Source organism: Paenarthrobacter sp. PPS72, from assembly GCF_048537125.1.
Taxonomy (GTDB): domain Bacteria; phylum Actinomycetota; class Actinomycetes; order Actinomycetales; family Micrococcaceae; genus Arthrobacter; species Arthrobacter nitroguajacolicus_E.
Genome location: NZ_JBLYIE010000046.1, coordinates 1 through 22,884, shown reverse-complemented (window position 1 = coordinate 22,884; position 22,884 = coordinate 1). Strand labels below are relative to the sequence as shown.

21 protein-coding genes and 1 pseudogene are annotated in these 22,884 nt (G+C 62.5%); 7 read left to right on the top strand and 15 right to left on the bottom strand.

Annotated features, from left to right (window positions below; translation table 11 throughout):
- The first annotated feature begins 102 nt into the window (after window positions 1-102).
- The 5 genes from dxs (at window position 103) to ACLRGI_RS17355 (ending at window position 4,494) form a co-directional block, all read left to right on the top strand.
- Entirely contained in the window at window positions 103-2,076 is a 1,974-nt protein-coding gene (dxs, locus tag ACLRGI_RS17375) for a 1-deoxy-D-xylulose-5-phosphate synthase (RefSeq protein ID WP_419202812.1), read from the top strand.
- On the top strand, window positions 2,073-2,642 hold the full coding sequence (locus ACLRGI_RS17370) for a DUF402 domain-containing protein (protein ID WP_419202811.1): 570 nt from the start codon (window positions 2,073-2,075) through the stop codon (window positions 2,640-2,642). The genes dxs and ACLRGI_RS17370 overlap by 4 nt, the downstream gene beginning before the upstream one ends.
- Window positions 2,639-3,199, top strand: a complete 561-nt coding sequence (locus ACLRGI_RS17365) for a hypothetical protein (RefSeq protein WP_419202810.1) — start codon at window positions 2,639-2,641, stop codon at window positions 3,197-3,199. Before ACLRGI_RS17370 ends, ACLRGI_RS17365 begins: the two co-directional genes overlap by 4 nt.
- 30 nt (window positions 3,200-3,229) lie before the next feature.
- Complete coding sequence (locus ACLRGI_RS17360) at window positions 3,230-3,448, top strand: helix-hairpin-helix domain-containing protein (RefSeq protein ID WP_419202809.1); 219 nt, start codon at window positions 3,230-3,232, stop codon at window positions 3,446-3,448.
- Between the two features lie 62 nt (window positions 3,449-3,510).
- Window positions 3,511-4,494: an aldo/keto reductase gene (locus tag ACLRGI_RS17355; RefSeq protein ID WP_419202808.1), complete on the top strand. Its 984-nt coding sequence runs from the start codon at window positions 3,511-3,513 to the stop codon at window positions 4,492-4,494.
- A 75-nt stretch (window positions 4,495-4,569) separates the two neighbouring features.
- On the opposite strand, the gene ACLRGI_RS17350 is transcribed toward ACLRGI_RS17355, so the two are convergent.
- The 9 genes from ACLRGI_RS17350 to ACLRGI_RS17310 all read right to left on the bottom strand — a co-directional run bounded on the left by ACLRGI_RS17350 (window position 4,570) and on the right by ACLRGI_RS17310 (window position 14,800).
- The gene (locus tag ACLRGI_RS17350; RefSeq protein WP_419202807.1) at window positions 4,570-6,714 is read right to left on the bottom strand and encodes a 3-hydroxyacyl-CoA dehydrogenase NAD-binding domain-containing protein; all 2,145 of its coding nucleotides are present in this window, start codon (window positions 6,712-6,714) and stop codon (window positions 4,570-4,572) included.
- On the bottom strand, window positions 6,711-7,982 hold the full coding sequence (locus ACLRGI_RS17345) for a thiolase family protein (protein WP_419202806.1): 1,272 nt from the start codon (window positions 7,980-7,982) through the stop codon (window positions 6,711-6,713). Before ACLRGI_RS17345 ends, ACLRGI_RS17350 begins: the two co-directional genes overlap by 4 nt.
- A 192-nt stretch (window positions 7,983-8,174) precedes the next feature.
- Window positions 8,175-9,536, bottom strand: a complete 1,362-nt coding sequence (locus ACLRGI_RS17340; RefSeq protein ID WP_419202805.1) for an HRDC domain-containing protein — start codon at window positions 9,534-9,536, stop codon at window positions 8,175-8,177.
- An 80-nt stretch (window positions 9,537-9,616) separates the two neighbouring features.
- Window positions 9,617-10,276 carry a DUF3000 domain-containing protein gene (locus ACLRGI_RS17335; protein WP_419202804.1) on the bottom strand — a complete coding sequence of 220 codons (660 nt, stop codon included), beginning with the start codon at window positions 10,274-10,276 and terminating at the stop codon, window positions 9,617-9,619.
- 67 nt (window positions 10,277-10,343) lie between these two features.
- Entirely contained in the window at window positions 10,344-11,450 is a 1,107-nt protein-coding gene (locus tag ACLRGI_RS17330; RefSeq protein ID WP_419202803.1) for a threonine aldolase family protein, read from the bottom strand.
- 29 nt (window positions 11,451-11,479) lie between these two features.
- The gene (locus tag ACLRGI_RS17325; RefSeq protein ID WP_419202802.1) at window positions 11,480-12,262 is read right to left on the bottom strand and encodes an SDR family oxidoreductase; all 783 of its coding nucleotides are present in this window, start codon (window positions 12,260-12,262) and stop codon (window positions 11,480-11,482) included.
- Entirely contained in the window at window positions 12,262-13,629 is a 1,368-nt protein-coding gene (locus tag ACLRGI_RS17320) for a DUF6421 family protein (protein ID WP_419202801.1), read from the bottom strand. The genes ACLRGI_RS17325 and ACLRGI_RS17320 overlap by 1 nt, the downstream gene beginning before the upstream one ends.
- Window positions 13,630-13,853: 224 nt before the next feature.
- Window positions 13,854-14,294 (bottom strand): peptide-methionine (R)-S-oxide reductase MsrB, encoded by a 441-nt coding sequence (gene msrB / locus ACLRGI_RS17315; protein ID WP_419202800.1) that lies wholly within the window; start codon window positions 14,292-14,294, stop codon window positions 13,854-13,856.
- A 14-nt stretch (window positions 14,295-14,308) separates the two neighbouring features.
- Complete coding sequence (locus tag ACLRGI_RS17310) at window positions 14,309-14,800, bottom strand: hypothetical protein (RefSeq protein ID WP_419202799.1); 492 nt, start codon at window positions 14,798-14,800, stop codon at window positions 14,309-14,311.
- 135 nt (window positions 14,801-14,935) lie between these two features.
- On the opposite strand from ACLRGI_RS17310, the gene ACLRGI_RS17305 reads away from it, so the two are divergent.
- Window positions 14,936-16,207: an alpha/beta hydrolase family protein gene (locus tag ACLRGI_RS17305; RefSeq protein WP_419202798.1), complete on the top strand. Its 1,272-nt coding sequence runs from the start codon at window positions 14,936-14,938 to the stop codon at window positions 16,205-16,207.
- 70 nt (window positions 16,208-16,277) lie between these two features.
- Here the strand turns inward: ACLRGI_RS17305 and ybaK are convergent, their stop codons facing one another.
- The 3 genes from ybaK to ACLRGI_RS17290 all read right to left on the bottom strand — a co-directional run bounded on the left by ybaK (window position 16,278) and on the right by ACLRGI_RS17290 (window position 18,281).
- Window positions 16,278-16,784 (bottom strand): Cys-tRNA(Pro) deacylase, encoded by a 507-nt coding sequence (ybaK, locus tag ACLRGI_RS17300; protein WP_419202797.1) that lies wholly within the window; start codon window positions 16,782-16,784, stop codon window positions 16,278-16,280.
- A 34-nt stretch (window positions 16,785-16,818) separates the two neighbouring features.
- Window positions 16,819-17,280, bottom strand: coding sequence for a SufE family protein (locus ACLRGI_RS17295; protein ID WP_419202796.1), 462 nt, complete (start codon window positions 17,278-17,280; stop codon window positions 16,819-16,821).
- A gap of 74 nt (window positions 17,281-17,354) precedes the next feature.
- Entirely contained in the window at window positions 17,355-18,281 is a 927-nt protein-coding gene (locus tag ACLRGI_RS17290) for a sulfurtransferase (RefSeq protein WP_419202795.1), read from the bottom strand.
- Window positions 18,282-18,489: 208 nt separating this feature from the next.
- Here ACLRGI_RS17290 and zapE point away from each other — a divergent pair, with 208 nt between their 5' ends.
- Window positions 18,490-19,530: a cell division protein ZapE gene (gene zapE, locus ACLRGI_RS17285; RefSeq protein WP_026005515.1), complete on the top strand. Its 1,041-nt coding sequence runs from the start codon at window positions 18,490-18,492 to the stop codon at window positions 19,528-19,530.
- A 19-nt stretch (window positions 19,531-19,549) separates the two neighbouring features.
- Here the strand turns inward: zapE and ACLRGI_RS17280 are convergent.
- From ACLRGI_RS17280 to ACLRGI_RS17270, 3 genes and pseudogenes are all read right to left on the bottom strand, one after another.
- Window positions 19,550-20,767, bottom strand: a pseudogene (locus tag ACLRGI_RS17280) (benzoate/H(+) symporter BenE family transporter).
- 130 nt (window positions 20,768-20,897) lie between these two features.
- Window positions 20,898-21,131 carry an antitoxin gene (locus ACLRGI_RS17275; protein WP_419202794.1) on the bottom strand — a complete coding sequence of 78 codons (234 nt, stop codon included), beginning with the start codon at window positions 21,129-21,131 and terminating at the stop codon, window positions 20,898-20,900.
- Window positions 21,132-21,227: 96 nt separating this feature from the next.
- Complete coding sequence (locus ACLRGI_RS17270) at window positions 21,228-22,682, bottom strand: amino acid permease (RefSeq protein WP_419202793.1); 1,455 nt, start codon at window positions 22,680-22,682, stop codon at window positions 21,228-21,230.
- Window positions 22,683-22,884: the final 202 nt, after the last annotated feature.

Here is a 22,884-nt window from a genome sequence, read left to right as displayed (position 1 = left end):
CGTCCAGGAAGAACAATCCCGGGGCTCGAATGCGTAGCGCAACGCGGGGGCCCGGGCACGCGCTAGAGTTAACAAGCACGTCATTCACCCTAAGGAGGGCCGTTGGGACTTTTGGAAACCGTCAAGGATCCACGGGACCTGGCCAAACTGTCCGGCACCGAGCTGGAACAACTGGCCGGCGAAATCAGGGAATTCCTGATCACCAACGTAGCCGCAACGGGTGGACACCTTGGTCCCAACCTGGGCGTTGTTGAACTCACGCTCGCTGTCCACCGGAATTTCGAATCCCCGCGGGATAGCGTCGTCTTCGATACCGGGCATCAGTCCTATGTGCACAAGCTGCTCACGGGACGCCAGGACTTCACTACGCTTCGCCAGCAAGGAGGCCTGTCGGGCTATCCGGACCGCGCCGAGTCCGAGCACGACATCGTGGAAAGTTCCCATGCTTCGTCCTCCCTGTCCTGGGCAGACGGCATCTCGCGCGCCCGGCAGTTGACCGGCGAGGGGGACAGGTACGTCGTGGCCGTAGTTGGCGATGGCGCGCTGACCGGCGGCATGGCATGGGAGGCCATCAACAACATTGCTGCCGACAAACGGCGTCGCGTGGTGATCGTTGTCAATGACAACGGGCGCTCCTACGCTCCCACTGTTGGCGGTTTTGCCGATTACCTTGCATCATTGCGTCCTACCATCGACTCCCTTCGCACCACTCCCGCCTATGAGCGGATGCTGGACTGGTGGAAGAAGAGGCTCCAGGACGGCGGCCCGGCCGGTCAGTTCACCTATAAGAGCCTGCACGCCATGAAGAAGGGCATCAAGGATTGGTGGGCCCCGCAGGGTATGTTCGAGGACCTGGGCATGAAGTACATAGGCCCTGTGGACGGTCATAACCTTCAAGCCATGGAGCATGCGCTCAACACCGCCAAGGCTTACGGTGGACCCGTCATTGTGCACGCCATGACGGAAAAGGGCCATGGTTATGCTCCGGCCCTGGCCAACGAAGCAGACCAGTTCCATGCCGTAGGCATCATTGACCCTGAAACAGGGGAGCCCACGGAAATGCCGGGTGCCAGGTCCTGGACCTCGGTGTTCGCCGAAGAAATCGCGGATATCGCCGACGAGCGCCCGGACATCGTGGGAATCACAGGCGCCATGCTCATCCCTGTGGGCTTGCACAAGTTTGCTGAACGCCATCCGGAGCGGGTGATTGACGTCGGCATTGCGGAACAGCATGCGCTGACCTCCGCGGCAGGTATGGCCTTCGGCGGCCTCCACCCGGTGGTTGCCGTTTACGCGACCTTCCTGAACCGGGCCTTTGACCAGCTCCTCATGGACGTGGCCCTGCACAAGGCCGGTGTCACGATCGTGCTGGACCGTGCGGGCGTCACGGGTCCGGATGGGCCCAGCCACCACGGAATGTGGGACATGGCGATGGTCCAAATCGTCCCCGGACTTCATCTGGCGGCTCCCCGCGATGCCACCCGTCTCCGGGAAGAACTGCGTGAGGCTGTCGCCATCAACGATGCCCCTACTGTGGTGCGGTTCTCCAAGGGCAGTGTCGGATCCGAAATCGAGGCTATTGAGCGCCTCCACGACGGCGTGGACATCCTCACCCGGCGCCCGGAGGGCTCCACCGAAAACGATGTCCTGATTGTCAGCGTCGGCGCCATGTCCGAACTCGCACTCGATGTCGCTACCCGTTTGGGCGCCCAAGGCATCAGTTCCACGGTGGTGGACCCGCGCTGGGTCCTTCCCGTCCGGAAATCGATCATCGCGCTTGCCGCCCGTCACCGGCTGGTGATCTGCATCGAAGACGGCGTTCGGGCAGGTGGCGTGGGCTCCCGTATACGGCAGGAGATGCGGGCCGCCGGCGTGGATACGGCCTTGAACGAAGTTGGCCTTCCCGTAGAGTTCCTGGTGCACGGTTCCCGCAGCCAGGTCCTGGAACGCGTAGGACTCACCGCTCAGAAGATAACCCACGACGTCGTAGCCCAGGTTTTGGGGACAAAAGTCCCCTTTGCCAGGCCCCTCCCGGGCCAGGAACACCCCACCACCGGCAGCCTGCCAACCCTGTGACGGACCAGCGCGTGCCGGGCGCATTGCAGCCCGGCGACCTCGTGGTGTCGAGGAACAGGAAGTGGGACGGCAAAGCCCACTGGGTGGTGCCCGGCCGCTACTTGGGTGAGGACATTCACGGTTGGTCGATATTTCAAGGGGCCGGAGAGTTTTGCGCACGCCCTGGCGCGGCTTTCTATACGGCCTCTGACGCCGTCCTGCTGGTCCCTCGGGCCGGTGAGTTTGTGGCCACGTTCTATGACGACAGCTATCCGGGTGACTTCAGGATCTACATTGACCTGGCCACGGGCCACGACTGGAATGCCCTCAAACCCGGTGTCACCGAGTTCCACATGATCGACATGGACCTGGATGTCATCCGGTCCACCCTGCATGGGGTGTTCGTGGACGATGAAGATGAATTTGAGCATCATCGGATGGCCATGGGCTATCCGCAACAAACGGTGGACGCTATTCGCGCAGAGTGCGCAGCACTCCTTGAGGCAGTGGACACCATGAGAGCACCTTTCGACGTCAATGGAGCCACCAGCACCAGCGCCGAGTGGTTCAGGAAAGGACGAGCATGAGCGGCATCATCCGCGCGTACAAACGCGACGACGAAGGAGTACTTCACTTCCGGGAGGCTTGGTACGACGACGAAGACCAGCAGTTCGTGGTCAACCATGGTGTAGTGGGCCACCAAAGCAAGACGGACGAAGCGGATGTCGATGACGAATCCGCTGTGGATGGCCTGATGGCTGCTTTCGCTGCCCAATGCGAGGAAGACGGTTACGCCGAAATTCCCGAGTCCGAACAGTTCTGGGTAGTGGCCCAGATTGCCTTGAAAACCAAGGATGGCACAGAACGGGACCGGCATCTTGAGCGGAAGGCCAAAGCCGCACTCACTGGTGAGCTTGCGTGGCGTGGCTTGGGCATTGTAGACCGTTCGGAGATCGGCAACGGCCATCTGAACATCTTCTGCCTCTGCCCGGACGTCAACAAGGCAGTGAATGCCATCAAGATCTGTGTCCGTGGTGAGGATCTGGACTTCACCAAGCTCACGGTGGCAGCGGCGCCGCACAGCGACCCCACGGCATTCCGCGTGAAGCACTCGCCCAAGCAGGGTGTGGGCTTTACTCTCTAAGTAGCACCCAACGCATCAGGAGGGATCTCCATGTCGTCCAAGAGCAACTGGCCCGGACATACGCCGCTGCCAAAAGGTCTCGCCGCGCCGGCTAAGCGGGCCTTGGCCCATGAGGGCATAGAGACGCTGGAACAGTTGGCCGAGTTCGGCGAGGTGGAACTTTCCAAGCTCCATGGCATGGGACCGGTCGCGCTGGCGCAACTTGAGGACGCCATGGAGGAATCCGGGATCTCTTACGGGACCCATTAGCGGCGTGGCGTTTGTTGCCTTGGGTGACCACCTGTGCCTGGCGTCCCGTATAGGCTGAATTCATGACTGAATACCGACGCCTTGGCCATTCCGGACTGACCGTCTCAGCTGTAGGGCTGGGCTGCAACAACCTGGGCCGGGCCAGTACCCCCACGGAGTCCCAGGAAGGCACGGACGCTGTTGTCCACGCTGCGATTGATGCCGGGGTAACCTTTTTCGACGTCGCCGATGTCTATGGTCGTGAGCCCGGCCTGAGCGAAGTGATGCTGGGCAAGGCGCTCAAGGGCCGCCGCGATGACGTGGTCATCGGCACCAAATTTGGTATGGACATGCGCGGAGTCAACGGCAACGACTTCGATGCCCGGGGATCCCGCAGGTACATCGTAAAAGCCGTCGAAGCCTCCCTCCGCCGCCTGGATACCGACTGGATCGACCTCTACCAGTTCCACACTCCGGACCCGCGGACTCCCATCGAGGAAACCCTTGCAGCGTTGGGTGACCTGGTGTCCAGCGGGAAGGTGCGCTACATCGGCCATTCGAACTTCGCCGGGTGGCAGATCGCCGAGGCTGAGTATGTTGCACGACAATCACCAGCAGGTGGCGTCCGCTTCATCTCGACGCAGAACCACTACAACCTCCTGGACCGGCGCGCCGAACTCGAAGTTCTTCCCGCCGCAGGAGCGTTCTCCTTGGGAGTCCTGCCGTACTTCCCCTTGGCCAACGGGTTGCTCACCGGCAAGTACTCTGCGGGGAAAGCTCCGCAGGGCTCGCGGTTGAGCCACACCCGCACCAACCTGGTCCACGACGCCGACTGGGAACAGCTTGGCCGATTCGGCCAGTTCGCCAAGGAGCGTGACATCAGCGAGCTTCAGTTGGCTTTCTCCTGGTTGGCCGCGCAGCCGGGCGTCAGCAGCGTCATCGCCGGTGCCACGCGCCCGGAGCAGATCCGCGAGAATGCCGAAGCCGTGTGCTGGGTTCCCACGCAGGAGGACCGCGGGGAATTGGATGAGATCTTTCCACGGGCACCGAAAGTTGCGCTCTTCTAGTCAGCACACAAGAAGGCGGGCCGTGGCCGGAGCAATTGCTCCGGCCACGGCCCACCTTTTTACGTGCACTCAGGGCTAGGCAGGTGCGGATGCAACGCCAGGGGCGAGGAAGCGTTTGCCGTTAACCCGCTCGGAGGCGCCAACCCGGTCCAAGTACGGAGTAATACCGCCCAGGAACATAGGCCACCCGGCGCCCATGATGACGCAAAGGTCGATGTCTTCCGGACCGGCCACGACGCCCTCTTGGAGCATCAGCCCGATCTCCTCGGCCAGGGCATCCTGGGTTCGCCGAAGGACTTCCTCACCGGTGGACGGGGTGTTGCCGAAGGACATGATGGCCAGCGTTTCTGCCGGGATGACAGGAGTCCCGTCAGGACCGGGCACCCAGAGGCTCTTCACGCCGTTGTCGATGAGTTTCTGCAGGTTCTGCGAGACGGGGAACCGGTCGCCGAACGCCGCGTGCAGGGACTCCTGGACATGTTGGGCGACAGGCAGGCCAACCATGGCGCTCAAGGTGAACGGCGACATCGGCAGTCCCATGGGACGCAGGGCACTGTCTGCCACCTCCGCCGGAGTTCCTTCGTCGAAGGCTGCGATGACTTCACCCATGAGGCGGAGCAGGATGCGGTTGACCACGAAGGCCGCAGCATCCTTGACCAGAACGGCAGTCTTCTTAAGTCCCTTGGCCAGTTCGAATGCTGTAGCCAGGACGGCGTCATCCGTTTTTGGTGCCCGAACGATCTCCAAGAGCGGCATGACGGCCACGGGGTTGAAGAAGTGGAAGCCCACGAGCCGTTCGGGGTGCTTCAAATCTTCGGCCATGGCGATGACTGACAAGGAGGACGTGTTCGTCGCCAGGATGCACTCGGGAGAAACGATCTCTTCAACCTCGGCGAAGACTTGCTTCTTGACGTGCAGTTCTTCGAAAACTGCTTCGATGACGAAGTCGGCGTCGGCGAAGGCTTCTTTGGAAACCGAACCCGTAATGAGTGCTTTGGTCCTGTTGGCGGAGTCCTGATTGATGCGCTTCTTCGCTTGCATCTTGTCGATTTCGGCGTGGACGTACGCGACACCCTTGTCCACCCGTGCCTGATCGATGTCCGTCATCACCACGGGGACTTTCAGCTGCCTGGCGAACAGCAGTGCCAGCTGGCTGGCCATGAGCCCTGCGCCCACTACACCGATCTTGGTGACCGGGCGGGCCAGCTTGCGGTCAGGGGCGCCTGCGGGCCGTTTGGAGCGCTTCTGCACGAGGTCCAGGAACGCGTAAACAGTGGAACGGAATTCGTCGGTCTGCATGAGTCCTGCGAGGGTCCCGCACTCGAGTTCAGCGGACTCGGCTTGGGTCATGGTGCGGTTGGCTTCCATGACGTCCAGGACCTTTGCCGGGGCAGGGGAAGCGTTGGACGTCTTGGACTCCACGAAGGCCCGTCCTGCGGTGACGGCCGCTGCCCATCGGCCCGAAACTGCTTCGTCGGCGGGGTCGACGGAGTTCTTTCTCTCAGGCGTTACATCGCCGGAAATGACCCGTGCAGCCCACGCGAGCGACTGCTCCACGAAGTCGGCCGGCTCGAACATGGCATCAGCCACGCCGAGCTCGAACGCCTGCGGCCCAGTGAGCGTCCGGTTGTTGCTGAGGGGATTCTCGATCATCACCTTGACGGCGTTCTCGGGGCCGATGAGGCGCGGAAGGATGTAGACGCCACCCCAACCCGGTATCAGGCCGATGAAAGCTTCAGGGAGGGCCAGGGCACCGGCGCCCGTGGAGACGGTCCTGTACGTGGACTGCAGGGCGATCTCCAGCCCGCCGCCCAGGGCAAGGCCGTTGATGAAGGCGAAGCTCGGAACGCCCAGATCCGCCAGGGTGCTGTAAACGGCGTGGCCAAGCTGTGCCATCCAGAGCCCATGCTCGCGTTCCTTCAGTGTTTTCACCGCCGACAGGTCTGCACCTGCCACCAGGAAGTAGGGCTTTCCCGTGACGCCGACTCCAACAATTTCTCCCCGGGAGGCGCGCTCCTTGAGCTTTCCCAAAACACCGCCGAGTTCAACCAGCGTGTTGGGGCCCAGAGTCGTGGGCTTGGAGTGGTCCAGGCCGTTGTCCAAGGTGATCAGTGCGAAGGTCCCGGCCCCGCCAGGCAGCTGGATGTCCTGCACATAGGAGTGGGTGATGACTTCGTCAGGAAAAAGTGCGGCGAGCTTCTGGAATTCGGCGGCGCTCATGCGGCGGCTCCTTCGATGGTGGCTGTGATGTCCTGGTCAGCGGTAAACGATTCGTAGGCGGCATGGTGCGGGTTCTCCCAGATCACCGTGGCGCCCATGCCCAAACCGATGCACATGGTAGTAATGCCGTAGCGAACCGAATGATCTTCCTCGAACTGTCGCGCAAGCTGGTTCATGAGCCGGACTCCGGAGGAAGCAAGGGGATGTCCGACGGCGATCGCCCCGCCATAGCGGTTGACCCTGGGATCGTCATCGGCGATTCCGAAGTGGTCCAGGAAGCTGAGGACCTGGACGGCGAAGGCTTCGTTGATCTCGAAGAGGCCGATGTCTTCGATGCCCAGGCCCGCGTTCTTGAGTGCCTTCTCAGTAGCGGGTACGGGACCGATGCCCATGACCTCGGGTTCGACGCCGGCGAAAGCGTAGGAGACGAGGCGCATCTTGACGGTGAGGCCCAGTTCTTCTGCGGCTTCTGCTGAAGCGAGAACCGCGGCGGTGGCGCCGTCGTTCAATCCTGCGGCGTTGCCCGCGGTCACGCGACCATGGGCGCGGAAGGGGGTACGCAGTTCGGCGAGGTCAGCAACTGTGGTGCCGGGCCGCGGCGGTTCGTCTGTGGTGTGCAGCGCCCATCCCTGGCCCGGCTTCATCGTAGCTACCGGCACGAGGTCATGCTGGATCTGTTCCTTGGAGTACGCGGTGGCGAGCTTGGCCTGCGAGGCCGCTGCGTAGGAGTCCGTGCGGTCCTTGGTGATCGCAGGGAAGCGGTCATGCAGGTTCTCGGCCGTGTTGCCCATGTTCAACGCTGCGGGGTCCACCAGTCGCTCGGACATGAACCGCGGATTGGGATCGGCGCCTGCGCCCATGGGGTGGTTGCCCATGTGCTCCACACCGCCTGCGATGACGACGTCGTAGGCGCCGAAGCCGATGCCGCTCGCCGTCGTCGTGACTGCCGTCATGGCGCCCGCGCACATCCGGTCGATGGCGAAGCCGGGTACGGTGCGGGGGAGTCCGGCCAGCAGAGCCGCTGTGCGGCCGATGGTGAGGCCCTGGTCCCCGGTTTGGGTGGTGGCAGCAATGGCGACCTCGTCGATCCGGTCTGCGGGCAGTGAGGGGTTCCTCCGCATCAGTTCGCGGATGCACTTCACCACGAGGTCATCGGCGCGGGTGCCCGCATAGATGCCTTTTTCGCCGGCCTTGCCGAAGGGTGTGCGGACACCGTCCACGAACACGACGTCGCGGACGTTCCTCTGAGCACTGCGTGATGGACTCATGTAATAACTCCTCGTTGAGACATGGCGCCGAATCCCGCATTGGGGGACCTTCGGCTGGCATTTATGCAATGTTACTCGTGGGTAACTTAGCTGGCAAGGCCCGGGACGCGTGCGGTGTCCTTGCTCCCGGAGACGCGAAAGGCCTGCCACCGCGAACCATGGTTCGGGTGACAGGCCTCAACGTAGGCGGATTTAGCCGACACTGCTGGAAGATTGCGTGTCCTTGGACGCTGGGGCTTCCTTCGCCTTTGACTCTTTGGCGGGAAGTGGAGCCGGATTCAAGGACGCTTCGGTGAGTATCGGAGCGGCGAAGGAGATCTGCCACTCACGAGCACCAAGGGATCGCAGCTCTGCGGCAACGGACTCCAGGGAAACATCAGCCGGAGGCCGCCAGGCAACCCGGCGCAAGTAATCCGGCGTCAGGAGGTTCTCCACCGGAAGCTTCAGTTCATCGGCCTTTGCCTGCAGGGCCGGCCTGGCGGTTGCAAGGCGTGCTGCAGCCTCAGGATCCCGGTCAGCCCAGACACGGGGAGGCGGGGGCGCGTTGGTGGGTAGATGCAGCGGTGGGAGATCCGCCACGGTCCGGGCACTGGTGATGCAGCGAAGCCAGCGCGGGGCCTCCCTCTGCGCCGATCGGCCATGGAAGCCTTTGGTGGCCAGTAGCTGGGGCACCGTGGTAGGCATGGCTTTGGCTGCGGCCACCAAGGCTGAGTCGGGGATGAGCCGGCCGGGCGCTACGTCGCGTTTGCGTGCCAGCTGGTCCCGCTCCAGCCACAGTTCGCGTACGGCTGCCAGCTGGCGGCGGTCCCGTATCTGGTGGAGGCCGGAGGTCTTCCGCCAGGGTTCTACACGCGGAGCAGGGAGTCCCGCGGCGAGAATGCCTGCAAACTCCTGTTCAGCGTATTCAAGCTTGCCGTCCGCCTCCAGCAGCTCCATGAGTTCCTCGCGCAGTTCGGCGAGGACTTCGACGTCAAGGGCCGCATAACGCAACCAGGGTTCCGGCAAGGGGCGAGTGGACCAGTCGGCCGCGGAGTGTTCTTTCGCGAGGCCGAATCCCAGGAGTTGTTCAATGACGGCGGCAAGGCCCACCCGGGGGAGTCCGGCGAGGCGGGCAGCAAGTTCGGTATCAAAGAGTTTGTCCGGCCACATGCCGAGCTCCGAGAGACAGGGAAGGTCCTGTGATGCCGCGTGAAGGATCCATTCGACGCCGCGAAGGGCGTCGTTGATGATGTCCAGGTTGTCGAAGGGCTCGGGGTCGATCAGCCAGGTTCCGGCACCTTCGCGCCGGATCTGTACGAGAAAAGCCCGCTGTCCGTAGCGGAAGCCGGACGCGCGTTCTGCGTCGACTCCTGCCGGTCCTGTTCCGGCGGCGATGGCGGCTGCGCAACGCTCCAGACCTGCGTGGGTATCGATGACCAGTGGTACGCCCTCGCGGGGAGTGTCGAGATCGATGATTTCAGGGACGTGGCTGTCGAAGCCGTCTACCTTGATGTGGGTGGTGGGATCAGCAACCGGGTCGCCGGCCGTGGTGTTTTCCGGATATTCAGGGGTCATGGTGGCTTAAGCTTACCGATTCCGGCCGCAACGGCGGTTTGCCCGGCCACTATGGGTACTGGCCGCCGCAATCTTCACAGTCAATTAAGCCTCCTGTTGGGTAATCCGGTGACGCCAGGCGGCAGGGGTGGCAGGCCGGCGAAGGTACAGACCATGTCGGACCAAGCCTCGAGGTGGGCTTGGACGTCCCGGCTTGCCGGAGTCCAGGACGCGCGGAGTTCAATGTCTATGGTGTCCGGACGTTCAGCCAGGGTGCCGAAGCTTTCGGAAAGGATCCTCGTGGCCGTGCCACCGGCGGCACGATAGGGCGCGGCATGGTTCTCCAGGGCGTCCACGAGCCAGGTCCAGGCAACGGAGCCGAGCATGGAGTCGTTCCCCATCTCGGCGTCCATTTGCGCCCGGATGTAGGTGACGATTCGGAACTCCCCTTCCCAGACGGCGGAACCGTCGGGGTCATAGAGGAGGATAAAGCGGCCCGTGGCCAGTTCGTCGTCCTCTTCACTTGAGGCAGTATTGCCTTGGTTCGCGGCGAAGGCTTTGGCCGCAGGTCCGTGGACCGGAACCTGGCGGGTTGCCGCGGTGGGGCTGAAAACTTCAGCTCCCAAGGCAACTGCGTAGGGAGCCAAGCGGGCAGGAGCGGGGATTTCGTCCAGCCGCAGTTCGCTGCGGCATTGTGCTTTACGTAGCGATCCCAAGGCGAAGAGAAATTCCGAGGGAACCTGTGCGAGGGCGTTCACCATCGCAGATTATGCGTCCGGGGCAGCGAATCTGTGCAGGCTCGCCGCCCCGGGTTGCATGTGTTATGCGTTAGGCCAGTTCGCGCTTAATCGCCGCCACGAAGGTATCGATGTCTTCCTCCGTGGTGTCGAACGAACACATCCACCGCACCTCGCGGCGGGCGGCATCCCAGTCGTAGAAGGCGAAGGATTTGCGCAGCTTGTCCGCCACGCCTTCGGGAAGGATGGCGAAGACGCCGTTGGACTGGGTTGCCTGCGTCGGCTCGACGCCATCGATTCCTTCAACTGCCGATCTCAGGCGGGCGGCCATGGCGTTGGCGTGGGCGGCGGAACGCAGCCACAGGCCATCCTCAAGCAAGGCAATGAACTGTGCCGAGATGAAGCGCATTTTCGAAGCGAGTTGCATGTTCATCTTGCGGAGGAACTTCAGGCCGTCAGCTGCCTGCGGGTTCAGGGCCACCACCACTTCACCAAAAAGAAGGCCATTTTTGGTGCCGCCGAAGGACAGGATGTCCACGCCGGCGTCGCGGGTGAATGCGCGGAGGGGAACGTCCAGGTGGGCGGCGGCGTTCGCCAGCCGGGCGCCGTCCATGTGGAGCTTCATGCCCTTGGCATGGGCGTGGTCGGCGATGGCCCGCACTTCCTCCGGCGTATAGCAGGTGCCGAGCTCGGTGGTTTGGGTGATGGAAACCACCAGCGGCTGGGCTCGGTGCTCATCACCCCAGCCCCAGGCCTCCCGGTCGATCAGCTCGGGGGTGAGTTTCCCGTCCTCGGTGGGAACCTGCAGGAGCTTGATGCCGCCCACCCGCTCCGGTGCGCCGTTCTCATCCATATTGATGTGTGCTGTGGACGCGCAGATCACCGCTCCCCACCGGGGGAGAAGGGATTGCAGTGCAAGGACGTTGGCGCCAGTGCCGTTGAAGACCGGGAAGGTCTCGATGCCAGACCCGAATTGCTGCTCCAGTACTTCCTGCAGCCGTGCTGTGTAGACATCCTCACCGTAGGACACCTGGTGCCCGCCGTTGGCGGTGGCCAAGGCTGCGAGGATCTCCGGGTGCACGCCGGAATAGTTGTCTGATGCAAAGCCCCGCACCGCAGGGTTATGCAGTTGACCGGCGTCCGGGGTCGCCGTGGCGCTGTGGATCGCCTCTGTTGTGCTCGTCACTTGTTCATTCACGCTTTCAAGTCTATTTGGCCGTCAGGTTTCTATTTGGCCAGCAGGATGCGCTGGCCGTTGAGGGCGGCGGCCGGTTGTTCAAAGAGTCCGACGGCGGCAGCTGCCAATTCTTCGACGTCCGTGAAGCCTGGGAATCGCCTTTCGGGATGCGCCTCCCGCATGGCTGGATCCACGAGGGCTTTGACCACGAAAATCACTGCCGCGCTGTGTTGTTGGGTACTGCCCTGTTCGATACTGCTCTGTTCGGTACTGCCCTGCTCGGTGGGCGCATCCTTTTTTCCGGCGCTGCCGGATTGCGCCCGATGGAAACCGTCGGCTACTGCGAGGGTCCAGGCCTCCGCAGCCGCTTTTGCAGCCGCGTAGCTGGCGGCGGCAGCCGTTGGAGCAGCTGCGGCGGTTGAGGACACCATGGCAAACCGGCCTTGGGGAGATGCTTCAACCTGGCTGTAGAAGACCCTGGACACGTTGCGGAGCGTGGTGAGGGCGCTACGTTCCATGGAGTCCCAGTCCTCATCCGTTTGGTCTTCAATGCCCTTGGCGCCCCGCCAACCGCCCACCAAGTGGATCACGCCGTCGATGCCCTCGATGCCGAGGGCGCGGACGGTGGCTGCAAGTTCCCGTACCGAATCCAGGCTGGCGAGATCCGATACCAGGGGTGTTGCCCCATAGCCCGCATCAGACGCGGCTGCTTTGATCCGGACATCGTCCGAACCCACAGTGAGCACCTTGTGACCGGCGGCCCCCAACGCACGTGTCACGGCGATGCCCGAAGCGCTGCTTCCGCCGGTCACAAGGATTGTCAGTGTGGTCATCAGGCCGCCGTCGAGCCCGTGATGCCTGTGGTGGACTCGATGACCGGGCGCATCTTCTTCTCCAGTGCTTCGTAGAACATGGACAAGGGGAACTCGTCGTCCAGCACTTGGTCTGTGAGGCCGCGGGGCGGACCGTCCAAAGGCAGGGCCTCAGGGCCCTTGGCCCAAACCGATGCCGGGTGGGGAGTCACAGTGCTCGAGATGAGCTCGTATGCGGCAAGCCAGTGGGCAGCCTTCGGGCGGTCGATCGAGCGCCAGTACAACTCTTCGATTTTGGCGCCGAGTTCCACCACAACCGAGGCAGCTTCGTCCCAGTCGATGGAGAGCTTGCTGTCCGTCCAGTGGAGCACGTGGTGCTGGTGCATCCATGCAAACAGGAGCTGGCCGCCCAGCCCGTCGTAGTTGCGGACGCGGCTTCCGGTGATAGCGAAACGGAAGATCCGGTCAAAGATCACGGCGTACTGGACGAGCTTTGCGTGCTTGCGGGCATCGGGATCAGCTTCTTCGTCTTTTTCAATGCGTACGGACTCGCGGAACGCGGTCAGGTCGCAACGCAGTTCCTCCAGCGAGTACAGGAAGAACGGCATGCGCTGCTTGATCATGAAGGGGTCGAAGGGAAGGTCTCCGCGCATGTGGGTGCGGTCGTGGATCAGGTCCCACATGACAAAGGTGCGTTGGGTCAGTTCCTGGTCCTCGATCAGTTGTGCTGCGTCCTCAGGAAGTTCCAATGACGTAGTTGCGGCGGCTGCCTTGAGGACGCGGCGGAACCGGGCGGCTTCGCGGTCGGCGAAGATGGCACCCCACGTGAAGGTGGGAGTCTCGCGGACGGCCACCGTCTCGGGGAAGAGCACGGCCGAGTTGGTGTCGTAACCCGGAGTGAAATCCACGAAGCGGATGGGGACGAAAAGCTTATTGGAGTACTCGCCGGCTTCAAGGCCGCCGATGAACTCCGGCCAAATAACCTCAATCAGGACAGCTTCGACCAGCCGGTTGGTGCTGCCGTTCTGCGTGTACATGGGGAAAACCACCAGGTGCTGGAGGCCGTCGATGCGCTGCTCCTGGGGCTGGAACGCCTGGAGGGAATCCAGGAAGTCCGGCACGCCGAAACCATTGTGGACCCACCGGTCGAAGTCTTCCACAAGGAGTTCCAGGTAGCGGGCGTCGTGGGGGAAATGCGGTGCCAGGGCGGTGATGGCGTCGGTCACGGTGCCAACCAATCGGGCCGCTTCGGTGTGAGCAGCAGAATCGGTGATGGAACCGTCCTGTTCCTGATGTGCTTGCAGGGCGGTGGCTGCAGCTTTCAGGGACATCCACTCGGCGTTGTCAGCGGTGACTCGCGGGAGGACGGCGGTGGTGATGGTGGTCATGGAGCTCGGCCTTTCGAAGTAAGTGATTGCTTCTGGGCCGAGCGTAGCAAGCAAAAAGCTTTGCTAATCCAAGAATGCCCTGAGCGTAAGAAACTCTTGGTCATTCAATGGTTGCAGAAGGGTTGAGGTTCAGCCCCGCCATATGAAGAGCCCACTTTGCAAGGAACGCTCACGTAGCAACGGAGTAACGGGCAGGCCGGCCTAACACCGGCCTGCCCGAGTGCCTAACTCTCTTCCGCGGTCACCAGACGCAGCGAAACGGAGTTAATGCAAAACCGCTGGTCTGTAGGCGTGCCATAGCCCTCGCCCTCGAACACGTGCCCCAAGTGGGAATCGCAATTGGCGCAGCGGACTTCCACGCGATCCATTCCCATGGTGCGGTCATGAAGATACCGGACCGTGCCTTCAGCCAGCGGTGCCCAGAACGACGGCCAACCACAATGGGAATCGAACTTCTCCCGGCTCGTGAACAACCGGCTGCCGCAGGCGCGACACTGATAGACGCCTTCCGTGTGGGTGTCCCAGTACTCGCCTGTGTACGGCCGCTCGGTTCCCGCCTGCCGAAGCACGCGGTATTCCTCCGGCGTTAGCTCTTCGCGCCACTGGGCATCGCTCTTTTCCACTGGCACGGAAGTTGTGTTGCTGCTGTTGTCAGGAGTGTTCATATCCATTGCAACGCTCACGAGTCGCCGATAAATCCCGAACCCGCGTACAGGTGCAGGACCGGCAGCCCCAGCTGATCCTGTGCTTTATTGGCCCAGTCAGTATGGAAGGTGTCCGCAATGGCATGTGGCCGGGTAATCACCACAGCCTGGGCTGCATCCACTGCCCGGACCTTCGCCACCAAGCCGGCCACGGCACCGCCGTCGACGACTTCCCCCGTGACGCCTCCACCCAAACCAGCCAACGCCGCCAACGATGCAGCCAGCGTCTCTGAGGCCTCCGCGCGCTCTGTCTCCGGGTCAGGATGCTGTGCAGTGAGCTCCCGGAAAGCCTTGGCGATATCAAGCAACGACAAATTCTCCAGGAAATCCACCAGGAGGTGTCGTTCAGTATTGGCGGGAACCAGAACAATAAGGGGCGCATCACCGCCGTCGAGCAGTTTGGCGATGTTAACGCGGTCGTCGGGGCCGAGGGGCTCTTCAGTCAGGATGACGATGGGATCACTCATGGCTACAGCGTAGTCCCGGCGAACCGCAGACCGCAGGCTTTTGCGCCTTGATTCGTGCGTCAACCTTCGCGCGTCAATGCGCCGCGCGGACCACGCCTGCACCAGTCACCGTCGGAGAACAGCAACAATGGAACCATGGCATCGACTACCCCGCCAGCGAGCGACGCTGCAGACACCAAACTCTCCCTCCGCACCAAATGGGCCATCGCCGGCTTCCTGGCGGGCGGCACGGTGGCCGGCCTGGTAGGGGCAGGGTCCTCGGCGCTCGCCGTCTATTTTGCCCGCCGCGTCATCACCCCTGCCGCCCGGCACGAGGACCAGGAGGTCCTTGCCGTGATCCAGGGTGACAAGGGACCGCAGGTAATCCTGGCGGCCACCCCTGACAGCATTATCGACGGCGTCTTCAGCCTCTTCTTCTCCGGTGGAAAGGGACACGCAAGGATTGGCCGAATAGTTTCCTATTCGCCTGCGGAACAAACTGTGCTCCGCGAGGTTGAGGAAGTCTACAGCGGCAATCTATCGGAGGCGCGTCGAGCATGGTGGAGCGGAGCAACTTACCCTGATCCCGCCGCCATTGGCCTTGCGGCCGAGGACGTGGACATAGAGATCGACGGCGGGAAGGCACCTGCTTGGCTGATCCGCGCCGAAGCATCGGCCGCGGCGCCTGTCTGGGCCATCATGGTCCATGGTCGCGGAGCCACGCGGCTGGAAGGTCTTCGCGCCGTCCGCACAGCACGCGGGCTTGGAATGGACAGCCTGCTGATCTCCTACCGCAACGACGGACTGGCCCCCTCCGCGCCGGATGGGCGCTACGGCTTGGGGTCCACGGAATGGCGCGATGTTGAGGCGGCGATCGAATACGCTCTGGACCAGGGTGCCCAGGAAATAGTCTTGTTCGGCTGGTCCATGGGAGGAGCAATCAGCCTCCAAACAGCGGACCTGTCCAAGCACCGCCACGTCATCAGGGCCTTGGTGCTCGATGCCCCCGTCATCAACTGGGTCAATGTCATGGCCCACCACGCCGAGATGAACAGAATTCCCTACAACGTGGGCCGATACGGGCAAATGATGTTGAGCCATCCGCTGGGGCGCAGGTTGACCGGACTATCTGCGCCAGTGGACCTGAAGGCAATGGACTGGGAAACGCGTGCCGTTGAGCTGCGAACCCCCACCCTGCTGATTCACAGCGTGGATGACGACTACGTGCCCTTCGGGCCCTCAGCCAGTCTCGCTGAAAAGAACCCTGAGATGGTGACGTTCGAGCCGTTCGACGGCGCCCGGCATACCAAAGAGTGGAATGTAGATCCCGAACGGTGGGAGCGACTGGTCCGCGCGTGGCTGCAGAAGCAACTGGCTCCACGGAACAACCCTGGACAAGCTGGTGCCCCCGCGGTTCAGCAAGGTTGACAGTGCAGCAGGGATGACAGTGCAGCAGGGATGACAGCGAAGCAGGGTTGGAAGCCTTGGGCGGTTGGGGTCAGCCCTTGATGCTTGATGCTGTGCCGATGGGAGCCGTCTTGGCCTCCGTGAGCCGGATGAGGTCGGCCGGAGCGAGTTCGATGTCCAGTCCACGGCGACCTCCGGAGACAAGGACGGTAGCGAAGTCCAAGGCCGACACGTCAAGGACTGTGGGGGAGGTCTGCCGCTGCCCCAGCGGGGATATTCCTCCCAGCACATATCCCGTGCGCCGTTCAGCGGCCTTGGGATCTGCCATGGCGGCCTTCTTGGCCCCGAGGGCGGCGGCAACGGACTTCAGGTCGAGGTTCCCGGACACCGGGACGATAGCCACTGCCAAGCGGCCTTCCACCTCCACCATGAGGGTCTTGAAAACCCGTTCGGGCTCGATGCCAAGGACTTCAGCGGCCTCCAGGCCATAACTTGCCGTCCCCGGATCGTGGACGTAGGGGTGCAGCACGAAGGGAACGCCGGCCGCTGCAAGTACTGCAGTAGCCGGCGTTCCTTGTGAAGCCGTCTTCTTGGCCATGCGCTGTGCTTGTGCCCTTCAGTTTTTCAAACGGTCAGTGTTCCAGCCGGCTGGCGGCTGCGACTTTCCGTTTGATACGGCCGAGCATGGCGGTCATTCCCCGCATGCGCAGGGGAGTGATGGCCCTGGTAAGGCCAAGCAACTCCGGCATATCGTCGGGCACGGCAAGGATCTCCTCAGCGGTCAAACCATCCAGGCCCTCGTGCAGGACCCCGGCGAAGCCCCGGGTTGTAGGGGCCTCCTGGGGAGCTTTGAAGAAGAGCCGGTAGGCGCGGGCGCCGCCGTCGGAATTTTTCTCGGACTCAATAGTGAGAAACAACGGCGACTGGCACTCCACAACCTGTTCCAGCAGTTCGGGGTGGTCCTTCAAGCGCTCCGGAAGCTCCGGCAAACCCCTGGAGAACTCAAGCAGGAGTTGCAGGCGGTCAGGCTCCGTCAGTGCCTGGAAGTCATCGACGATTTCCGCCAGCGCGGTGGGCAAAGTGTTCGTACTCATCACATCCAGCTTACGCACTTCAGGAGTCAATGCATCCTGTGTGGCCGAACACTACGGATGCCTTTGCGCCTGTTCTAGTTGCTGACGAGGGAGGCAGGAACAGAGCCGCGTTCGGCACCCTTGACGATGGGGACCCGCACGGCATTGCCCCACTCGGTCCAGGAGCCGTCGTAATTGCGGACGGTGTCGAAGCCCAGCAGGTACTTCAGCGCGAACCAGGTGTGGCTGGAACGTTCGCCGATGCGGCAGTACGCAACCACGTCATCGCCGGGCTCCAGGCCGGCCTCGCCCAGATACAAAGCTTCGAGCTCTTCGCGGCTCCGGTAGGTGCCGTCTTCAGCCGCGGCACGTGCCCACGGGATGGATGCGGCGGTAGGAATGTGGCCGCCACGCAAGGCGCCCTCTTCCGGGTAGGCCGGCATGTGCGTGCGCTGTCCCGTGTATTCCTCAGGAGAGCGGACATCGATGAGGGGGTTGCCCAGGTGCGCCAGCACGTCTTCCTTGAAGGCGCGGATGGGAGCATCGTTGCGCTCCACCTCCGGGTAATCGCCCACTGCAGGCTGTGAGGCGTCGGTGGTCAACTCGCGTCCTTCTGCGATCCACTTGTCGCGACCGCCATCGAGGAGGCGGACATCCTCGTGGCCGAACAGCGTGAAGACCCACAGTGCGTAGGCAGCCCACCAGTTGGACTTGTCACCGTAGATGACCACGGTGCTGTCGCGGGAGATGCCCTTGGAGGCCGCCAGGGCAGCAAAAGCGGCACCATCGACGTAGTCGCGGGTGACCTCGTCATTCAGGTCGGTGTGCCAGTCGATCTTGACGGCGCCCGGGATGTGGCCGGTCTCATAGAGAAGAACGTCTTCGTCGGACTCAACAACCACAAGCTTGCCGTCGGCGATGGCGCCGTCTGCAAGGGCTGCCGCGAGCCACTCAGTGGACACAAGGCGTTCAGGGTTCGCATACGATGCGAACTTTTCGTTCTGTTCAACTGGGTAGGACATGGTGATGGCCTTTCACTGACAACGGTCGGAGCCAGGCCGTGGAAGGTGGTTCAAGTGCCGGCCGGGCGTGCTCCAACACTAACCACGGGCAGCGAGGAATGCTTCCCTGCGGTCATACGGTGAAACATGGGCTTGGTCACGTGACGGTTTCCGAGTGTCCGATGCCGGTATTCTTGCTGGGGACCTAAAACCGAAGGAACGGACCACCGTGGTAAAGATCGAACAACTGGCTGCCCGCACACCGGCAGTCTCCGTGGAGGAACTCCTCAAGGGTTTCTACCCGTCTCCGCGATTCGGAGAGGTATCGTTCGACAGTTACCGGCCGGATCCTTCCCAGCCGAGCCAGGCAAACGCCGTCAAGCTTCTCTCCGGATTCGCCGATGGCGTGGGATCCGATGACGGTGGCGGTCTGTTCAAGAAGTTGTTCGCCAAGAAGGCGCCGGCAACGAGGGCTGGAATCTACCTCGATGGAGGCTTTGGCGTGGGCAAGACCCACCTCCTGGCTTCGCTCTGGCACAGGTCACCGGGGCCCAAAGCCTTCGGTACGTTTGTGGAATACACCAACCTCGTGGGCGCGCTGTCCTTCCGAAAGACCGTGGAAGCCCTGAGCAGCTACAAGCTGGTGTGCATCGACGAATTCGAACTTGATGATCCGGGCGACACCGTGCTCATGTCACGGCTCATGCGTGAACTCGCCGACGCCGGTGTAAAGCTCGCCGCCACGTCCAACACCCTGCCCGGTTCCTTGGGCGAAGGGCGCTTCGCTGCGGTGGACTTCCAGCGTGAAATACAGGTCCTCGCGGACCAGTTCGACGTCGTCAGGATCGACGGCGAGGACTTCCGCCACCGAGGTTTGCCCGCAGCTCCCGCGCCGCTCAAGACCGAAGAGCTCAAGCACCGCATGCGTGCTGAATTCGACGGGAAGACCGTGGCTGTGGATGATTTCCGCACTCTCGTCAACCACCTGGCGGCCGTCCACCCCAGCCGTTACAGGCAGCTCATTTCGGGCGTGGAAGCCGTGGTGTGGAGCGACGTTGAGACCATCACCGAGCAGGCTGTGGCCCTTCGCTTCGTGGTTCTGGCGGACCGGCTTTATGACAAAGATGTGCCGATCCTGGCCAGCGGCGTGCCTTTCGATCAGCTCTTTACCGAAGAGATGATGACCGGTGGCTACATGAAGAAGTACTTCCGCGCTGTGTCCAGGCTGACGGCCCTGGCGCGCGAGGCCCAAAACCACGAGCCTGCCTGATTCGGGTTTCCTGCCAGCCTTAGGCCTGCTGAAGCGGCTCCCGGCTCTTCAGTATCCACCGAACCAGGATGCCGCCTGCCAGCGCCCAGAAAGCTGCGCCGACGCCGGCGAAGCTCAGGCCTGATGCTGCCAGCAGGAAGGTGATGCAGGCGGGAATACGCTCCTCGGCCACCGCCAGTGCAGAGGAGATGGAGGAGGCCAGCGTCCCCAGCAGCGCGAGCCCGGCCACGGCCTCGAGAAGTCCGGACGGGGCTGCCGCCACCAAGGTGACCAGCGCTGCCGAGACAGCGGCCAGGATCAGGTAGGCAAAACCTGAGACTAAGGCCGCGATCCAGCGCCTGCCATGGTCCTTGCCCGCCTCCTCACCCGCGGCCAATGCTGCGCTGAGTGCAGCCAGGTTTATCGCGTGGCCTCCAAACGGTGCTCCCGCAATGGTTCCAGCTCCGGTTACCAGCATCGAAGGGCGCCAGGGGGTGGTGTACCCGAATGACTTCAGGACCGCGACGCCGGGAATGTTCTGCGACGCCATGGTGACGATGAACAACGGCAGTGCCAGCCCCACCGCTGCCTCCAAAGTGAAGGCGGGGGTGGTCCACTCCAGCCTCGGCAGGAGATTGCCCGCTGGGATGGTAACGCCGTTGGACACAACGTGGATCCCTATGACGGCCAACGCGACCAGCAGTGATGCCGGAACCGACCAACGCGGTGCGAACTTCATCAGGACCACCCAGCACAGCACCACCGGTGCGATGAACAGGGGAGCCGATCCCAGTGATTTGAAGGGCGCAAGGCACAAGGGGAGGAGCACTCCGGCGAGCATCGCCTATGCCAGTGCCGTGGGTATCTTTGCCATGATGCTTCCCAGGACGGGAAGCAGGCCCGTCAGGACGATCAGCACCCCGACGATCAGGAAGGCCCCGACGGCGGCCGGCCAGCCGCCGTCGACCATTCCAGCGGAGGCGAGCAGCGCCGCCCCCGGGGTAGACCACGCGAGTGTCACAGGCATCCGGGTCCGCCATGACAACCACAGGATGCCCAGACCAAAGGTGAGGGTGAGTGCCAGCAGGCCGCTGGATGCCTGTGCCTGATTCGCCCCCACAGCCTTCAAACCTGCAAGGACAACAGCGAATGACGAGGTGAAACCCACAAGGGCGGTGACAATACCTGCCGTGATGGGCGGGCCCGGCGTGTCCTTGGCGGCGCGGTTTTGAACGGCACGGGTGGAAGCTGAAGGCATAACGTCCAAGGTACCTGACGCAACCGGCACGCCGGTCCGGCAGGATACCCGTTAAACGCCAAGGGCACCGGTGGCGCCTCGCGGCGGGACCGGTGCCCCCTTGACGTATCTGGTACGGCGGCTCAGGCAGCTACGGCTGCTTCGGCTCATCCGTGACGGGAGCCTGTTCAGGCTGACCGTCGTTCTTGGCCACGAAGTCGGAGGCGGCATTCTGGACTTTGTCGACGTGGCCGGCGTACTTGCCGCCCGTCTTCTGGTCCACAAAATCCCCGGCCTTGTCGATGCCATTCTTGATGGCTTCTTCGTTGCCTTGAATGAGACCCTGAGCCTTGCCCTTCAGGTCGTCAATTAAACCCACGGGCACCTCCCTTCCATCACGGAGCCAGTTCGCTCCTCCGCGTCCGACCCTAACACCAGTTCTCCACCGGTGCCAAGGGTTCTTCGTCAGGCCTGTGGACAACTACGCCGAGGGCTTACTTTCGACCTTGTGCCGCGGACTGTCCGGGTTCATGAGGGAGTGCCTGCGTCCGTAAGCGAAGTAGATGATCAGGCCGATGACCAGCCAGGCCCCGAACCGCACCCAGGTTTCCCAGTGGAGCTGGACCATCAGGAAAGCCGATGCCAGGACACCGAACGCGGGGACAACCGGCATGAACGGCAAACGGAACGTCCGCGGAGCGTTGGGCTTGGTGTAGCGGAAAACGATCACTGAAATGCAGACCACCACGAAGGCAGCCAGAATGCCGATGTTGGTGAGGTCGGCAACTTCCTTGATGGGGAAGACGCCGGCGAGAAACGCTGAGGCGACGCCTGCGATCCAGGTGACGCGCTGCGGAGTGCCGTGCCGGTCAGTCTTGGCAAACCAGCCCGGGAGAAGGCCGTCGCGGCTCATGGAGAACCACACTCGGGTAACGCCCAGGAGGAAGGTGAGCATCACTGTGAGGATGGACAGGACCGCGAACACCGAAATGATGGTGGCAATGACGGGCAAGCCGACGCCGGTGAATGCGGAAGCGAAGCCGGCAGTGGGGTCTATGTCCTTGTAGTTCTGCATGCCCGTGAGCACCAGTGTCGCGGCAACGTAAAGCAGCATGGCCACGATGAGGGACAGGATGATGGCCTTGGGCATGTGCTTCTTGCCATCCTTCGCTTCTTCGGCCGCGGTGCTCATGGCGTCATAGCCGAAGACGGCGAAGAAGACGGTCGCGGCACCGGCCAGCACGGGTCCGAAACCGCTGGGCATGAACGGGTTGTAGTTCTCGGTGTTGATGTAGAAAATGCCCAAGCCGATGATGAACAGGATCAGGATGACCTTGATGGCGACTGCTACGAGTTCAAACCGCCCGAACGCCTTTGTACCGCGGCTCAGGATCCAGGTGACCAGGAGGCAGACGACGATGGCGGGCAGGTTGATGATGCCGCCCTTGCCCTCATCAGCGGTTGACGTCATCCACGTGGGCATGTGAATGCCGATGCCGGAAAGGAAAGCATCGAAGTAGCCGGAAATGCCGATGGCCACCACAGCCACGATCGCGATGTATTCAAGCAGGAGATCCCAGCCGATGAACCAGCCGATGATCTCTCCCAAGGCCACATAGCCGTAGGTGTAGGCAGATCCGGCACGGGGGATCATGCCGGCAAATTCTGCGTAGGACAAGGCTGCTGCGCCGGAAGCGAGGCCGGCGATCAGGAACGAGATGAGCACTGCAGGGCCAACGCCCGGGTTGCTCTCGCTGCCATGGGCTACCAGGCCGGCGAGCGAGAAGATGCCGACGCCGATAATTCCGCCGACGCCTATGGCGGTCAGTTGCCAGAGGCCAAGGCTCTTAAAAAGTCCGCTGTGTTTGTTTTCTTCCTCGATATCGTCGATGGGCTTGCGCCGCAGGACGGACTTGGAAGCCGTCAGTTGGTTCATGGGGGTACTCCTGCCGGTTGGCGTGGAACGGTGATGAGCTCGCAGTGCATTATGCGAGCCGAATCACATTAGATAAAGCGACTTCTTCTGAGGGGTATCGGTTACTTCCATTAATGAATCGAGTATTGGCCGAATCCGGACATAAAAAAAGCAGCTCCGGAGAGCTGCCTTTTTATTTTGGAGCGGACGACGAGATTCGAAC

Excerpts from the sequence above, each read along its gene's own strand:
- ACLRGI_RS17305 (WP_419202798.1), top strand. The coding sequence starts at position 14,936 with ATGGCATCGACTACCCCGCCAGCGAGCGACGCTGCAGACACCAAACTC.
- ACLRGI_RS17345 (WP_419202806.1), bottom strand. The coding sequence starts at position 7,982 with ATGAGTCCATCACGCAGTGCTCAGAGGAACGTCCGCGACGTCGTGTTC.
- ACLRGI_RS17350 (WP_419202807.1), bottom strand. The coding sequence starts at position 6,714 with ATGAGCGCCGCCGAATTCCAGAAGCTCGCCGCACTTTTTCCTGACGAA.
- ACLRGI_RS17355 (WP_419202808.1), top strand. The coding sequence starts at position 3,511 with ATGACTGAATACCGACGCCTTGGCCATTCCGGACTGACCGTCTCAGCT.
- ACLRGI_RS17320 (WP_419202801.1), bottom strand. The coding sequence starts at position 13,629 with ATGACCACCATCACCACCGCCGTCCTCCCGCGAGTCACCGCTGACAAC.
- msrB (WP_419202800.1), bottom strand. The coding sequence starts at position 14,294 with ATGAACACTCCTGACAACAGCAGCAACACAACTTCCGTGCCAGTGGAA.
- ACLRGI_RS17340 (WP_419202805.1), bottom strand. The coding sequence starts at position 9,536 with ATGACCCCTGAATATCCGGAAAACACCACGGCCGGCGACCCGGTTGCT.
- ACLRGI_RS17270 (WP_419202793.1), bottom strand. The coding sequence starts at position 22,682 with ATGAACCAACTGACGGCTTCCAAGTCCGTCCTGCGGCGCAAGCCCATC.
- ACLRGI_RS17290 (WP_419202795.1), bottom strand. The coding sequence starts at position 18,281 with ATGTCCTACCCAGTTGAACAGAACGAAAAGTTCGCATCGTATGCGAAC.
- ACLRGI_RS17295 (WP_419202796.1), bottom strand. The coding sequence starts at position 17,280 with ATGAGTACGAACACTTTGCCCACCGCGCTGGCGGAAATCGTCGATGAC.
- ybaK (WP_419202797.1), bottom strand. The coding sequence starts at position 16,784 with ATGGCCAAGAAGACGGCTTCACAAGGAACGCCGGCTACTGCAGTACTT.
- ACLRGI_RS17310 (WP_419202799.1), bottom strand. The coding sequence starts at position 14,800 with ATGAGTGATCCCATCGTCATCCTGACTGAAGAGCCCCTCGGCCCCGAC.
- ACLRGI_RS17360 (WP_419202809.1), top strand. The coding sequence starts at position 3,230 with ATGTCGTCCAAGAGCAACTGGCCCGGACATACGCCGCTGCCAAAAGGT.
- ACLRGI_RS17365 (WP_419202810.1), top strand. The coding sequence starts at position 2,639 with ATGAGCGGCATCATCCGCGCGTACAAACGCGACGACGAAGGAGTACTT.
- ACLRGI_RS17325 (WP_419202802.1), bottom strand. The coding sequence starts at position 12,262 with ATGACCACACTGACAATCCTTGTGACCGGCGGAAGCAGCGCTTCGGGC.
- ACLRGI_RS17335 (WP_419202804.1), bottom strand. The coding sequence starts at position 10,276 with ATGGTGAACGCCCTCGCACAGGTTCCCTCGGAATTTCTCTTCGCCTTG.